This is a genomic window from Chryseobacterium vietnamense, assembly GCF_031454475.1.
GTDB classification, from domain to species: domain Bacteria; phylum Bacteroidota; class Bacteroidia; order Flavobacteriales; family Weeksellaceae; genus Chryseobacterium; species Chryseobacterium vietnamense.
This window is the reverse complement of sequence record NZ_JAVDQX010000001.1, coordinates 595,618-611,081: the sequence shown is the minus strand read 5'-3', so window position 1 is coordinate 611,081 and position 15,464 is coordinate 595,618. Positions and strand designations below refer to the sequence as shown.

Annotated in this window: 14 protein-coding genes; 8 read left to right on the top strand and 6 right to left on the bottom strand. The window is 36.9% G+C overall.

Annotated elements, in window-relative coordinates:
- Positions 1 to 255 precede the first annotated feature (255 nt).
- Entirely contained in the window at positions 256 to 942 is a 687-nt protein-coding gene (locus J2786_RS02710; protein WP_047431731.1) for a Crp/Fnr family transcriptional regulator, read from the top strand.
- Between the two features lie 101 nt (positions 943 to 1,043).
- Positions 1,044 to 1,439 carry a VOC family protein gene (locus tag J2786_RS02705; protein ID WP_047431734.1) on the top strand — a complete coding sequence of 132 codons (396 nt, stop codon included), beginning with the start codon at positions 1,044 to 1,046 and terminating at the stop codon, positions 1,437 to 1,439.
- A 76-nt stretch (positions 1,440 to 1,515) separates the two neighbouring features.
- Here the strand turns inward: J2786_RS02705 and J2786_RS02700 are convergent, their stop codons facing one another.
- The 4 genes from J2786_RS02700 to J2786_RS02685 form a co-directional block, all read right to left on the bottom strand.
- The gene (locus tag J2786_RS02700) at positions 1,516 to 2,463 is read right to left on the bottom strand and encodes an alpha/beta fold hydrolase (protein ID WP_047431737.1); all 948 of its coding nucleotides are present in this window, start codon (positions 2,461 to 2,463) and stop codon (positions 1,516 to 1,518) included.
- Between the two features lie 148 nt (positions 2,464 to 2,611).
- Positions 2,612 to 3,019 carry an ACT domain-containing protein gene (locus tag J2786_RS02695; RefSeq protein ID WP_047431740.1) on the bottom strand — a complete coding sequence of 136 codons (408 nt, stop codon included), beginning with the start codon at positions 3,017 to 3,019 and terminating at the stop codon, positions 2,612 to 2,614.
- 479 nt (positions 3,020 to 3,498) lie between these two features.
- Positions 3,499 to 4,152: a response regulator gene (locus J2786_RS02690; RefSeq protein WP_185097541.1), complete on the bottom strand. Its 654-nt coding sequence runs from the start codon at positions 4,150 to 4,152 to the stop codon at positions 3,499 to 3,501.
- On the bottom strand, positions 4,130 to 5,863 hold the full coding sequence (locus J2786_RS02685) for a sensor histidine kinase (protein WP_047431743.1): 1,734 nt from the start codon (positions 5,861 to 5,863) through the stop codon (positions 4,130 to 4,132). Before J2786_RS02685 ends, J2786_RS02690 begins: the two co-directional genes overlap by 23 nt.
- A 679-nt stretch (positions 5,864 to 6,542) precedes the next feature.
- On the opposite strand from J2786_RS02685, the gene J2786_RS02680 reads away from it, so the two are divergent.
- The 5 genes from J2786_RS02680 to J2786_RS02660 all read left to right on the top strand — a co-directional run bounded on the left by J2786_RS02680 (position 6,543) and on the right by J2786_RS02660 (position 13,616).
- A complete protein-coding gene (locus tag J2786_RS02680) occupies positions 6,543 to 7,730 on the top strand; it encodes an FAD-dependent oxidoreductase (RefSeq protein WP_047431746.1) in 1,188 nt (395 codons plus the stop codon).
- Between the two features lie 13 nt (positions 7,731 to 7,743).
- Positions 7,744 to 9,516: a flavin monoamine oxidase family protein gene (locus J2786_RS02675; protein WP_047431749.1), complete on the top strand. Its 1,773-nt coding sequence runs from the start codon at positions 7,744 to 7,746 to the stop codon at positions 9,514 to 9,516.
- Between the two features lie 216 nt (positions 9,517 to 9,732).
- Entirely contained in the window at positions 9,733 to 10,689 is a 957-nt protein-coding gene (locus J2786_RS02670; RefSeq protein WP_047431752.1) for a bifunctional helix-turn-helix transcriptional regulator/GNAT family N-acetyltransferase, read from the top strand.
- A 271-nt stretch (positions 10,690 to 10,960) separates the two neighbouring features.
- Positions 10,961 to 12,100 carry a vWA domain-containing protein gene (locus J2786_RS02665; protein WP_047431754.1) on the top strand — a complete coding sequence of 380 codons (1,140 nt, stop codon included), beginning with the start codon at positions 10,961 to 10,963 and terminating at the stop codon, positions 12,098 to 12,100.
- Between the two features lie 61 nt (positions 12,101 to 12,161).
- Entirely contained in the window at positions 12,162 to 13,616 is a 1,455-nt protein-coding gene (locus J2786_RS02660; RefSeq protein ID WP_047431757.1) for a sigma 54-interacting transcriptional regulator, read from the top strand.
- Between the two features lie 135 nt (positions 13,617 to 13,751).
- On the opposite strand, the gene J2786_RS02655 is transcribed toward J2786_RS02660, so the two are convergent.
- Together J2786_RS02655 and J2786_RS02650 are read right to left on the bottom strand one after the other, a co-directional pair.
- The gene (locus J2786_RS02655) at positions 13,752 to 14,159 is read right to left on the bottom strand and encodes a YybH family protein (protein WP_047431760.1); all 408 of its coding nucleotides are present in this window, start codon (positions 14,157 to 14,159) and stop codon (positions 13,752 to 13,754) included.
- Positions 14,160 to 14,408 (bottom strand): hypothetical protein, encoded by a 249-nt coding sequence (locus J2786_RS02650; RefSeq protein ID WP_047431762.1) that lies wholly within the window; start codon positions 14,406 to 14,408, stop codon positions 14,160 to 14,162.
- 127 nt (positions 14,409 to 14,535) lie between these two features.
- Here J2786_RS02650 and J2786_RS02645 point away from each other — a divergent pair, with 127 nt between their 5' ends.
- Positions 14,536 to 15,399 carry an AraC family transcriptional regulator gene (locus J2786_RS02645; RefSeq protein WP_052186988.1) on the top strand — a complete coding sequence of 288 codons (864 nt, stop codon included), beginning with the start codon at positions 14,536 to 14,538 and terminating at the stop codon, positions 15,397 to 15,399.
- The last annotated feature ends 65 nt before the right edge of the window (positions 15,400 to 15,464 follow it).

Here is a 15,464-nt window from a genome sequence, read left to right as displayed (position 1 = left end):
TAAATATTTATCCAGTGTTCTTTATAGATCTACTCTTTCCCCTTTAACGTAAAATCCTATTCCCGTAATGAATGATTACCCTTAAAAGACATCTACAGACCTTAATAAATTGGTCTGTTTCTTATTTCAGAATCAATTTTATTACTTTTGTAAAAGTAATTCGTTCAGGAAAAAAATCTTGTGATTTAGATCGGTTTAAAATGTGATTTAAGTTAAAAAACTGAGCGTACATCCCATACCCTGTATAGAAAAATTATGATCTCAAAATTTATTTTTAATAATCAGTATCTTTTTGATGAACTCCCTGAATATGATAAAAACCTGCTTACAGGAGCTATGAAAACCAGGAACTATCGTAAAAATGAGCCGATATTTACTGACGGAACAAAACCAAATGGCGTTTATTACCTTAACGAAGGTAAAATAAAGAAATACAAGGTTGATAATGATGGAAGAGAGCAGATTATTTACATATACAGTTCCGGCGAATTTTTCGGATATTCTGCTATTCTGAGCAATGAATCTTACGGAGATACGACCTCAACCCTGGAAAATTCTGTCATCTCATTTATTTCAAAAGACAGTTTTCTGGATATTCTAAGCCAATCATCAGTGCTTTCAGGACTGCTACTGAAATCATTGAGTCATGAATTCAGTGTGATGGCCAATCTTATTGCGGTTTTATCTCATCGTACAGTCCGTGAAAGAGCAGCCCTCAGTTTACTGATACTTCATGATAAATATAAATCAAATGATGCCTCTGATGATGAAGTATTCATTTCTCTTTCCCGTGTGGATCTCGCCAATATGGTAGGAACTGCGAGAGAAACTTTAGCCCGTATCATTAATGATTTTAAGCAGGAAAAACTGATCAGATCTGAAGGACGGAAAATACAGATCACAGACTTTAAGCGTTTAATTCATATTGCTAATTTTTATTAGTACAGTCATTCAGAATAAAATCAATCATTTCTGCTGACAGCCTGTTGTCACATGTACCCATTATCTTTGTTTAAAATTAGTTTAAACAAATAAGCATCCTTATGAAACTTACCTCATTAAGAATTATCAGCAAAGACATTAAAGCAGCAGTAGCATTTTATGAACAGATCATGGGTATAACTGCCACATGGTATACGGAAGATTTCGCAGAACTCTCTACGGGTTCTATCACAATCGCTATAGGAAGTACCCGGACTATGCAAATGTTTTCGGAAGGTCTTACAAATTTCGCAGGTTCAAAGTCAACCATTATTGAGTTTATGGTTAAAAATGTTGATGAAGAATATGAAAGGATTAAAAGTATAGCTTCCAGAATTATTCAGGAACCGACAACGATGCCCTGGGGAAACAGATCTCTCCTGTTCTGTGATCCGGATGAAAATATGATTAACTTTTTTACTCCTGTAAGCGAAGAAGCTGTGAAGAAATTCAGCTAAGTTCCGATATGAGTAAAAAAACAAAGGCTCGCTGATGAACAGCGAGTCTTTTCGTTATAATTTTTAAGAACTCAATTTATTTCCCGAGGAATTCTGTAGCTTTCGCAACAAATGTATCGTGATACTGATAAAAAGAAGCATGTCCTGAATCCGGGAAAATCACCAGTTCTGCATGGTCTAAATGCTGAGCCATATTTTTTGCATTCTGAACAGATACGGGAAGATCATTTTCACCATGCACAATCAGTACCGGGTTTTTGATTTTTTGTATTTCTGTAAGGGCATCAGCATTAGGTTGAGCCCAGCTCAGTACCGCAGTAAACTGGGCACCGGATGCGGCATCACTTAGCGGAAGATCTCTATCCGTCATACGAAGCTGAACCCTTGCAAAGGATGCTTTTCCCTCCGCAATACTTTGAGCAGATTCTGTAAAACCAAATTTCAGGAATGAAGCCTCCGGACTTAAGCCAGCTGTTCCGGCAATAATATTAGGCAGATTAGATAACCCTATTGCTCCATGAGGACCTGTACCCGTTAAAATCACTTTATTGATCAGTGACGGATTGGTGAGCACTATTCTCTGCGCGATGAACCCTCCCATAGAAAATCCCATGATATTCACTTGGGTCAGATGTAAGGCTTTAATAAAATCTACTGCATCATCGGCCATTGCCTGAACAGTATTAGGGGTTGTTCCTTTTGAGGAAGATACACCTTTATTATCAAAGATAATGACTTTATAGTTTTTAGCCAGTCCATCGGTTACTGCAGGATCCCAATCATCCATAGAGCCCCCTAATCCCGGAAGGAGAACCAAAGGAATCCCGTCTTCTTTTCCTAAAACACGGTAAGCTATGGCATTTCCTTTTACGGTTATGAATTGGGTTTTGGCAGTTTGATGACTTCTGTTTTGTACCTCCTGCGCCGTGGGAGGCTCATTTTCCTCAGTGCAGGAAACTGTTACTACAGTAAAAAGAGTTAAACATAATAAGCTTAAGGCTGAGATTTTTCTAATTGTTTTCATTGTTGTTTATTTTTGTATGATTATGATGCAAACATAAAACACAAAAATTCGCAGAACACTTAAAAGCTGTATCAACAGGACATTTTAGCAGCTCAGATAGACATTTTAAAAGGTGAAAACAAAGAGCGAAAAAAATTCAAAACAATTTTTAAAACTGCTGAGCTGATCTCAAGGAAAAAAGGGCTTTCATCGCTCTTTCAGCATCTTTTTCAGCTACAAAAATATGATCGTGAAAATAAGCAGCTACCACATTACAACTGATATTCTCCTTTTTCAAGGCATTGGCAAAAGCAGCAGTAAGTCCTACGGCTTCCAGAGAAGAGTGAACCGTCAGGGTAATCCATGAAGAAATATAATTGTAATCCATATTCCATTCATCTGCTATTGTTTTTTCTACCACAATGGTAATGGCTTCATTTTCCCGGAAAAAAAACAGAACCTTTTCTATATCCGGTATTCCGCCTAAAGTTTCAACAGTACAGAATACATATTCTCCGGTATTCAGTACTGGTTCCATATTCTGAATCAGTAGCGCTAAGTCTTTTTCTCCTGACATCTTTTTGATACAAAACTAAGAGATAAATGCCAGCATTTGTTTATCAAATGATAAAAAACACAAAAGGAGGCTTAATGCCTCCTTCTTGTGTTTGTACTGTAACCTATCAACTGAACCTCACTATATGTGTTTGTGTTTTTTTCTGATCATTTGGCTTTTTTAAGAAGTCCGTTTAAGGTTATTCATACACTTCTTTAATTTCATCAGTGTTTATTAATTTTTCATCATTTGTGTTTCTATAACTATAGTTTATTATTTGTATAGTTATCATCATTTGTTGTTTTGTGTATGAAACTTCAGAAATTAAAAAGCATTTCTCAGTTGCTTTTTCATTACTTAAATTTCACATTACAAAGGAACAACATTTCCACATAAAATCTTCTACAAACCCCATCGATACATGTCGATCGACTTATAGATATTTATCGATGAAATATAATACGCTGACAATATGAAGTGGAGAACACCTTTAAAAAACACTATAGTTTATGGTGGGTTTTGACAAGGTCAACAAGCTCAACCATATTTTCAATCTTTAGTTTTTCAAAGATATTTTTTTTGATTGTGCTTACTGTATTCTGTTTGATATTCAAGCTGTTTGAAATTTCCAGATTTCCATATCCTTCCGCATAGAGCTCTGCAATCTGCATTTCTCTTTTGGTTAAACTGTTGAGCGGACTTATCAGATCCGGGTTGTAAACAAACTGTACCAATAGGTTACGTAAAAGATCGGAGAAGTACTCCCCTTTCTCAATGAAGGTGGCAATCGCTTCCCTTACCTCCTCCTCTTCACTCAGTTTACTCAGGTAACCGTCAGCACCTGCTTTAATAAATTTAAGGCCATGCAATTCTTCTTCAAGTCCTGTAAAAATCAAAATTTTAAGATCAGGATTTGCATTTTTCATCTGCGGTAAAATATGAAGACTGTTGCCGTCCGGGAAATGGGCATCAATGACAGCCATCTCGATTCCTTTTGATTCTATCAGTTCCAATACCTGATGTAAGGATGAGGTCTGATATACCTTAGCGTTAGGAACAATATCACTGATAACAATCTCCATTCCCTGGCGTACAATGCTGTGATCGTCTGCCAGAAGGAATATAATCTCTTTATTTTGTATTCGTGTTTCCATTATTATTACGATTTAAATTGATCCTGAATGTCACTTTAGTTCCTTTATGTAATTTGCTTTCTACCGATATATTGCCATCAAAAAGCTCTACAATTTCTTTTACGAGGTTCAGCCCAAGCCCTGCTCCCAGATTATCTACTTCATCAGAAACAATACCCTGATAATAAGGATCAAAAATTTTACCAAGATCTGATTCTGATATTCCTACCCCGGTATCTGCTACCGTTGTGATAAGGCAAATTGTATTTTCTCCAAGGGATTCTGTAGCCAGTACAAGATCAATCTGCCCATTTTCTGTAAACTTATTGGCATTCCCCAGAATATTCATAAAAATCTGATTGATTCTGATATTATCTGAATATACCACCAGATTTTCAGGGATTCTGTCTGTAACCACAAACCTGTTGTTTCTCGTTTCCAGATATGGGGTAATCACCTTTACAATGGAACTGATTTCATCTTTAAGATTGAAAACTGACTGTATAAGCTCTTTTTCAGCATTTTCGTTTTTGGTATATTCCAGAATCTGGTTAGACTGCAGAAGCAAAGTACTGTTGGTAAATTTGATGGATTTAAGGTAATCCTTTATCGTTTCATCTTCAGTTGTTCTGTGGATTTTATCAATGAAAATATTGATGATTTTCAAAGGTGACCTCAAGTCATGACTGAGCATTCCCAGAATTCTGTTTTTGAAATTAAGATTCTTTTTAATCTCTTTATTGGCAGCATCCAGTTTTTGTTCATAGACAAATGCCATTCTTGTAAAATACATGATCAGAATAGAAACAATAAACATCAGAATCATCAGCCCTAATACCAGGTAAGTCCTTATCTTGTTATTATTGGAACTCTGTTCATTGTACTCTCTTTCCAGTTCAGATTTAAAATCGTTGATGGCATTTTCGTATACTTCTATTAAATTATTACTATATACCAGCAGCTTACTGAAATTGCTGTAAAACTGTAAATTATTCTTCTGACTCAGGGCTGCAAGTAGCTGAACCTTTTTTACCTCAGCTGCATAATGCTTGTCCATAGATTTTATGGTATTATCCATTTTGGTTTTTACCTGAGAAAGATCCAGGGTTTTGTTATTGGTCATCGTGATTACAGTACTCTCCTTCTGAACATCCACTTTCCCTGTTACGGCATCTTTTAAACGTCCGAAAAAACCTTTCTTTTTTACAGTATCAGCATAAGTACGGGTTTGAATCTTGAAATCTTCAAAATCATTTTTATACTTGGCGGGCTCGTATTGATTATCTTCAATTTTTGTTGGCGGCTTCAGAGAAGTCTGGTACACTGAATCTATTAAAGTCTTCAGTTTTGCATTCTTTAAGGTATCCTGACTACGGAGAGCCAGATTTTTTTTCAATCTTGGACTCGTATTTTCGTATTCGCCAATTTTATCAAAATTAGTCTTAAGCTTTCTCAACGACTGGAAATAGAGCTGCAGATCTTTATTATCCTGAGTAGCCATATATTTCTGAAGATGATCCTGTGCATCCATGAAATCTTTCCTGGAATTATCAGTCAAACCTCCCAATGCACGGCTTTCCTCAAGCTGATCTTTAATAAATTTCAGCTTCTTCCCGTTGACAAATTCATTGTAGAAAAATATGGCAATAATGACCTGTATCAGTAAAATACAAAGGATCAATGAGTAATGAACAAGTTTTCTCAATTTAAAATTTAAGAATTTATTTTTCATATTTGTTTATCAGTTAAATTAATTTCCTGATGACGTAAGTCCATTAGATATTAGCCTTTAACAATATAGCATTATTTTCAATAATTTCATAATAAGCATATATCATTCAATTGGCAAAGTTAAAGTAATTTTTGTCTTCTTATAATAATGAATATTTGATTAAACTCACAGAATTTATTTTTTTTTACTATTAAAAAGCCTTGTACACATTCAGTTTTATGTATGTAAATCTTTTTTTTTAGATCAATTGCAAAAAGTTGAGGCTCAGTAAAATGTTCTTCTCCTGCTCATTTTATAGAAATAATGGATAATAAGCCCCCAAAAATGAGTTGGAAATCCAGAAACCACTTATTCTTTTCGCTCTTCTTCATTGTTGAAACTACCCTCCGGATATGGATTTTCTGTCATTCCGTATTTCTACTCAATACCACATTTGGTAATTTACACTCTAAGAACATATATGCTCTTGTTTGTTACTTTGAAATGCTTATTAATAGTGACAATATTCAATGGAAAACCAGAATATTCACATGTACCGGAAGATTCGTCTCTATACTTAACCTATCGTAGCAATAAGTACAGAGTATTAAAATCAGTAATGATGGTACATTCCTTCATATTGATGTCTTTACTTTTCTGTATTTCTTCTTACGAGTATAAAAAATAAAACAAATAACCTATGATTACAGAAAACTACGACGTAATCGTCATTGGCGGAGGAGCTATAGGTCTGGCTACGGCTTATCATCTTGGCCAGCGTCAGGCTAAAACTTTAGTACTGGAACAATATACTTTTGTGAATCAGCTGGGCAGCTCTGCAGGAGTATCACGTCAGTTCCGGATTCCGTATCCGGATGAATATATGGTACAAATGGCTCTGGATGCAGAGCCCTATTGGAATGAATTACAGAAAAAGACAGATACCCCATTGCTTGACAAAGTAGGCACACTCTGGTTTGGAGATCCTGAAGTACACTCCACTGAAGGAAATATTGCTGAAGCAGAGAAAGCATTACAGGCTTTAGGCGTTCCTTATACTACTTTAAAGTCAAAGGAAATTGAAGAAAAGTATCATTTCAAAAACCTGCCGGATAATTATACCGGCCTGTTTCAACCCGATGGGGCAAGCATTAATTTCAAGGCAACTATTGAAACACTTTTAAGCCTTTGTCAGAAAGAAGAAACCGTAGAACTCAGAGAAGATTCCCCAGTACTTGAGATTAAACAAAACGGTGATCTTTTTGAGCTTACCACTCCGAATGGAATTTATATAGCTAAAAAGCTAGCCATCATTCCCGGACCTTATATCAACAGTGTGATCAATCTTCTTGATTTTAAAATAGAAGCCACTTACTGGAATATGTCTTCTGCTTATTTTAAAAAGACAGATCCGGCAATACAATATCCAACCTGGTTTGTATTTCAGAACGCAACGGGAGACAATGGTAATCAGTTTTATGGTTTCCCTTCCGTGGAATGGGATCACCCGGAATACATCCGTGTAGCACCGGATTTTGTGATCAAACCTTTGGAAGAACCAAGTGACAGAACATTAATTCCCAACCCCCAGGAACTGGCCTACACTTCCGAATGGATAAAAAACCATATGACCGGCCTCAGCATTGTTCCGGAATATACTTCAACATGCCTCATCGCTTTAAGTACCATCCCTAATAAAGAACTGCTGATTGATTTTGCACCGCCTTATGTACCGAACCATAAAAATATTGTGGTGTATGCTACAGGATGGGCTGCCAAATTCACTCCTTTCTTAGGTAAAATCATGTCGGATCTTGCATTAGACGGGCATACTGATTTTGACATCACTCCATTTCGATTAGGATATAAATATTTCTTAGCACTTTAAAAATTATAAAACCATGAATCAAGAAAACGTCAATAAAAATACACCGCTGTATCCAGGTATGCAGCCCGACCTTAAAGTAGAAGTAGCCATTATAGGTGCCGGAACTTCCGGATTGTACACCGCTTTTCGCCTGGTAGCAGACCAGAAATACAAAGGTCATGAAGTACAGATCTTTGATATGAGTGACAAATTAGGTGGAAGACTGGAATCCGTAATTATGCCGGGAATGAATTTCTGGGGAGAACTTGGAGGAATGCGTTATCTGACTTCTCAGGAAATTGTAACAACCCTGATAGAAGGTTACCCCCTGAAAGAAACAGATCTGAGCAAAAGAACCCCTGTTCTGAAAGATAAGATGACTCCTATTCCATTCCATATGGGAGAACCTGAAAAACTGTTGATGTACATCAGAAAAGAACGTTTCAAACAAAATGCATGGACAGAAGAACAGAAACATGATAACAAACTGATTACCCGCTATTATCTGAATGAAGGGGATGAAGGTTTCAGTTCTGATCAGTTATTCAATAAAATCATTTATAATGTTTTAATGGCAGATACATGGGTAGCTGAAAATTATAAAGAACTGATTACTGCAGATCCTAACGGATATGATTATACATTTAAACTGACCAGCCGCGACTGGGATGTAATAAAACCAAGGCTGATGTACAATTTCCCTGGTTCTCCTTATGACAAGCGTCTGGTAAATGATATCGGTTTCTGGAACTTAATCAAAGATCAGGTTTCTCAGGAAGGGTATGAATTCTTAGCGAACGCCGGAGGATATTATTCCAATACCATCAACTGGAACTCTGCAGAAGCATTTCCTTACATGGTAGGAGACTTTTCTGCAGACACAACCTACAAAACCATTGAGGAAGGCTACGACAGCATTGCCTATGCAGTAGCCAACACGTATATGGAATATGAAGGAGCACGCATCTGGTCTGAAAACAAACTGATTACTTTTACCAAAGACCATCACTTGACCGCTACTCATAAATACGAATTGACTTTCCTGAATATACAGAGTAACACTACCTGGAAAGTATACGCCAACTCAATCGTATTGGGTATGCCGAGAAAATCACTTGAACTTCTGGATCAGAATAACTTCTTTTTTGATGCCAACAGACACCAGAAACTGAACGAAAATATCCGTTCCATCATCATGGAGCCCGCATTTAAAATTCTTATGGGCTTTGAACGTCCCTGGTGGAGAGATCTGGGGATTGATTCCGGACATTCCATTACAGACTTACCTATGAGACAGTGTTATTATTTCGGCACTGATACTGAGACCAAAAATTCAATGTTGCTGGGAAGCTATGGTGATATGGAAACAGAAACATTCTGGAAAGCACTTTCTGATGACAAAGTGCTGTTTAAGGTAAGAGCTGCAAGATCTGCCTCACTGGAAGAACTGCATAAGTTTGATGATGTTCAGGCTACAGAATTCATGGTGAATGAATTGATGAATCAGCTGAAAGAATTACACGGAATAGATATTCCTCAACCCTACGTAACCTATTTCAGAGACTGGACAGATGATCCGTACGGTGCAGGATATCATGCATGGAAAGCAGGTTTTTCCGTAAAAGAGGTGATGCCTTATATGAGAAAACCGTTGATGGATGAGCAGATTCATATTATCGGGGAAGCGTATTCTGATCAGCAAGGCTGGGTGGAAGGAGCCTTCTGTGAAGCGGAAAAAATGCTTCAGACCCACTTTAAATTAGACTGGCCCTACTGGTTAGATCCTGAATATTATTTAGGATGGTAACCATGTATCCATAGTAAGGTGATGTATATAGTAAGCTCCGGAATCATCCGGAGCTTTATTATTCCCGTATTTCCAGTAAACATTCCCCGGACAATCTTCTGTGAGATCTTCTATGACATTGTTTTAAATACAATTAAAATTTTAATTCAATTCTTTCTTCATGGTAATTATTAATTTATTACATTTGTATAACTAGTTATATAATCAATTATACTTATGGATTTATTTGAGAAAACAGGAAAGATTGCTTTGGGGAGCCGGTTGCGGTTTATGGCTTCAAATATTACAGAAGAAGCAGCAAAGATTTATGAACTTTATGGTGCTGACTTTTCACCAAAATGGTTTCCCGTATTCTTTGTCCTCTCCGAAGGTGGTTCAAAAACCATTACCGAAATCGCTGAAGAAATAGGACATTCTCAGCCATCAGTAACCAAAATTATCAAAGAAATGACCACTGCAGGATTGGTTAAAGACAATCAGCAGTCAGATGATAAGAGGAGAAATATTGCCGTACTTACAGAAAAAGGAAAAGAGCTTTCTGAAAATATAAAAATCCAGTGCACAGATATTGATCATGCTATTGATGAAATGATTGACCAAGCAACTCATAATCTCTGGGAAGCACTTGCAGAATGGGAACACCTTTTTGAACAGAGATCCTTGCTTTCAAGAGTAAAGGAACAGAAAAAAATCCGCGAAAGCAAAAATGTAAAAATCGTTGATTATGATCCGAAATACCAATCTGCATTCAAAGCACTTAATGAAGAGTGGATCTCCGCTTATTTTGAAATGGAAGATGCCGACTATAAAGCATTGGATAACCCTGAAGAATATATCTTAAATAAAGGAGGAAAAATACTGGTCGCACTCTATAATGAAGAACCGCTTGGAGTCTGTGCTCTTATCAAAATGGAAGATCCGGATTATGATTTTGAGTTGGCAAAAATGGCTGTATCACCCAAAGCACAAGGAAAAAATATAGGCTGGCTGCTGGGACAGGCAATAATCAATGCTGCTAAAGAATCCGGTGCATCAAAAATATATCTTGAAAGCAATACCATACTGAAACCCGCCATTAATCTGTACTACAAACTGGGTTTCCAGAAAGTATCCGGACGTTCAACTCCTTATCAGCGCTGTAATATTCAAATGGAATTAGATCTAAAAAAGTAAATTCTACAAGACTATTTAAAATGTACAAATCTTAATTTGTACATTTTTTAATATCAATCTATGGTAAGAATACTTTCAGAGTTTATCATAACAGCCTATTATATTCTTATTCCGTATCGCAATCATTAGTATTTTCTATTTCTCTAAGGGAATCTTAAAATGATATTTTCCTAACTTTTCAGTTTGAAACGAATTAAAGAATACTTCAGACAATTCATTCTATTTTCTGAATATTCAAAAGCAATTAACAGCAAAACCGCTTTATCATCTTATGACAGATAAAAATTTTAATCCCGGAAAAGGCTTTATATTCAGTAAACATGTGCCGGAGGAATTATCACATTTTGACAGGGTCTTTGATGTTTTCAAAGATTTGCTTACCCATACCTCCGGAGATATTGAAGAAGCCTTTGAGTGGCTGGACATGCTTGATCAGGAATATGATATTTTCAGTGATGAATATACCCTTCAGGATTTTGAAGAAGATTTGAAAAAACGAGGCTATATCAGGGAGAAAGATCCTGAAGAAGGCAATATGGGAAGTGGAAAAGGTAAAAATATATTAACCCCCAAACTGGAAGCTGCCCTTCGTGAATATGCCCTGGATCAGATTTTCGGAAAACTAAAGAAAAACGGAGCCGGAAATCACCGCACCAACAAAACAGGAATCGGGGATGAACGTGATGGCGAAAACCGTTCTTTCCAATATGGAGATGATCTTGCAGCCGTGAATATGACGGAAAGTTTAAAGAATGCACAAATCAACAACGGAATCTCAGACCTGCGGCTTACGGAAGAAGATCTCATCGTAGAGGAGACCAAACATAAGGCTCAAATGAGTACTGTTCTGATGATTGACATCAGCCATTCTATGATTCTATATGGTGAAGACCGGATTACTCCAGCCAAAAAAGTAGCCATGGCACTGGTAGAACTCATTAAGCGCAAATATCCGAAGGATTCCATTGATATTATTGTTTTTGGAAACGAGGCATGGCCCATCAAGATCAAAGACCTTCCCTATCTGAAAGTAGGCCCTTATCATACCAATACGGTAGCAGGTCTGGAGCTCGCTATGGATATCCTTCGCAGAAAAAGAAATACCAACAAACAGATTTTTATGATCACTGATGGAAAACCCAGCTGTATTCAGCTACCCAGCGGTGAGTTTTATATGAACAGCTTTGGTCTGGATGAAAAAATTGTTAACCAATGTTTCAACAGAGCAGCACAGGCAAGAAAACTGAAAATCCCTATTACGACCTTCATGATTGCTCAGGACCCTTATCTGCGTCAGTTTGTGGAAGAATTTACAGCTCAGAACAAGGGAAAAGCCTTCCTCACCGGACTATCCGGTTTAGGACAAATGATTTTTGAAGATTACGAAAAAAACAGAATAAGAAGAATATAAAGATCCGATTTTATATCATTTAAAAGTAAAAATCAGATTGTATAAATAGTATTACAAGACAATGAAAAACGATATTACATTCAAAGAATTAAAAAAATCCGGTTATACTCATAAAACAATTAATGAGGAAATTCAGGCCAACTTAATTGCGAGGATTAAAGCTAAAGAACCTGTATTTGAAGGCCTTTGGGGATATGAAGACACGGTAGTGCCCCAATTGAAAAAAGCAATTCTTGCCGGTCACCACATCAATTTATTGGGACTGCGCGGACAGGCAAAAACCAGAATTGCAAGAAGCATGGTTAATCTGCTTGATGAATACATGCCCATCGTAAAAGGATCAGAAATTAATGACAGTCCGTTTCATCCTATTTCAAAATATGCCAAAGATCTGATTGATGAACTGGGTGATGAAACCCCAATTTCATGGGTACACCGTTCTCACCGTTTCTACGAAAAACTGGCTACTCCGGATGTGAATGTTGCAGATTTAATTGGCGATATAGATCCTATTAAAGCAGCAACCTTGAAACTACCCTATTCCGATGAACGTGTTTTACATTACGGAATGATTCCACGTGCGAACCGTTCTATTTTTGTTTTAAATGAATTACCGGATTTACAGGCCAGAATTCAGGTTTCCCTGTTTAATATTTTGCAGGAAGGAGACATTCAGATCCGTGGTTTTCAGCTAAGAATGCCGCTTGATATTCAATTTGTCTTCACAGCAAATCCGGAAGATTATACCAACAGAGGAAGTATTGTAACTCCACTGAAAGACAGAATCGGATCTCAGATTTTTACCCATTATCCGAAAACTATCGCGCTTGCAAGACAGATTACAGAACAGGAAGCATTGATTTCAGCTGAAGATAAAGCACAGATCCAGATTCCTGATCTGGCGAAAGATCTTTTGGAAGAAGTTGCTTTTGCTGCCCGTGTCAGCGAATACGTGGATGCAAAAAGCGGTGTCAGTGCACGTCTTACGATCAGTGCTATGGAAAATTTAATCGCAGCAGCCAAATTACGTTTGATTGAATCCGGTGCAGAAAGAACAACGGTACGTCTGCTTGATTTTATGTCGATTATTCCATCCATCACAGGAAAAATCGAACTGGTATATGAAGGAGAGCAGGAAGGTGCAGATTATGTTGCCAAAATATTAATTGATAAAGCGGTAATGACCCAATTTGAAAGCCTGTTCCCACGTATTTCAAAACTGGAAAAAGAAGGAATCAAAACGCCGTACACTGATCTGATCAGATGGTTCAACAAAAATTATTTAGAGCTTAATTACAATGATACGGATGAAGAATTTTATGCTAAACTTGATAAGATTGAACCATTAACCACTGTAGTGGAAGAAAATACCTCCGAGCTGAGCAAAGAAGACCAGAATTTCTGCAAAGAGCTGGTGCTATGGGCACTAACCATCAGTAATAAAATTGACAAATCTGAAAATCAGAATGCTTTCACTTTCGATTCTCCTGGAATTGGTCAATTCTTACGCAACTAAAATCAGTAAGATAATATAAAAGTAAACCTTCAGTTCAGCTGAAGGTTTTTTATTTTGTTTCTGAAAGACTTCGTCTCCAGAAATCAGAAATCAAAAGTCTCATAAACTTGATTATCAAAACGATTATTTTAGACTTTATACCAGATTGTCATTTTTAAGCACAGCAGAACCGAAAGGGTTGTCCACCAGCCATAACCATTCTCCTTCTTCATTTCTTTTCATGATACAGGAAGTATTGCCTGTCATATGAAGAGGATGTCCATCCGGAGCAGTTCCTGTCATTTCCCACTGATCCTGCCACATGGCCAGATCATTTACAACAGTTATATGGGGAGTTTCGCCCTGGATATCCATTTTTAAGCGGCAAATCTCATTCATAGCCAACGCTATCTGATCAAGCCCTCTCAGCTCTCTCCCATCCCTGTCAATGTAGACAGCATCAGGATGAAAACAGCTTAATGCTCCCGCAGCATCTCCATTTTTTATACAGTGACGGAAATAGGCTACGGCACCTGCTTCTGTTTTTCTGTCAAAGTTTTGCATTTATTTTAGATTTCTGGAGTTTAACTCTTCGTCTAGCTGTTTTTTATTTTTATTCCAGCGGCTGGCAATAGAACCTATAAAAAATAATGGTAAGACAGTCAGAAACCCGAAACCGTCAGTTATTGTACTGTAAATCGAAATACCAACCATTACTCCCAGAAGTACAGCATTGAGAATATTGCCGGATTTAGCTTCTTTTTTCTTTTCTAATAATTCCTGGTCGGTTAATTGTGATAATTCTTTTTCCATGGTTTGTTTCAAGTTTTTTAGTTGTTTTTTGTTTTTAAAATGGTAAAAATTATGGTTTCCGGATCTATTTTTACCAGAAGCTAAAATACAATTTTGCTGAGATATTTTTTTATTTCTTTTATTTGTAATGAATTTCAGACTTTATTTTTCTGAAAACTTCAAGCGTATGGAAGACAGCCTGAATTGTATCTACAGAGTTATCAATTACATGGAAAAGAATTATGACCACCCTGTTTCTGTAAAGGAACTGGAAGATATTTCACATTATTCTTACCGGAATATCCAGCGTATTTTCAAATACAGCTGCGGAGAAACAATAGGTGCTTTCCAGCAAAGGTTAAAAGTGGAAAATGCCTATAAACGGATTCTGTACACTCAGGAAAATCTTACCTCCATTGCCATTGAAGTGGGTTTCGCCAATATCGCTTCCTTTTCCAAGGCTTTTAAACAACATTTTGGGATTTCCCCTAAAACTGCAAGACAAAGTAAGGAGCAGCTCCTTTGTGGAGATGCAATCCTCCCCATTACCTCAGAAGTAGTACTGAAACCCGAAATTGTTTATCTGAAGCCTGTGCAGGTATATTATCAGAGCATAAACACCTATTATAACAATGAAGAAATTGAAGTACTGTGGGAAAAATTTATGGAAAATGATTTCTCTGGCACCGGAGCAGAATATTTCGGGGTCATAGCCGACGAACCGTTAATAAAAACAGAAATCAACTGCCGTTATGACGCTTGTTCATCTGTTCAATCCGAAACTAGAAAGTTACCTTCAAAAATGATATTCGGAGGCAAATATGCCCGCTTTACCCATTCCGGAAGCTATGAAACAATAGACGATACCTATACAAAGATCTATGCCGGCTGGATTTTTAATTCAGGACTTGAATTTTCACACACTCCTATCATCGAAAAGTATGAAAATCATGCTGAAAACGAAGATGACCAGGAAAAACAGCTGACCTATATTTTATTACCTTTGAAGTAAGTTGTCAATTTGGGACAACTTTAAGAAAAACAATCGATCTAATTTTGCTCTGTAAAAATAGATCA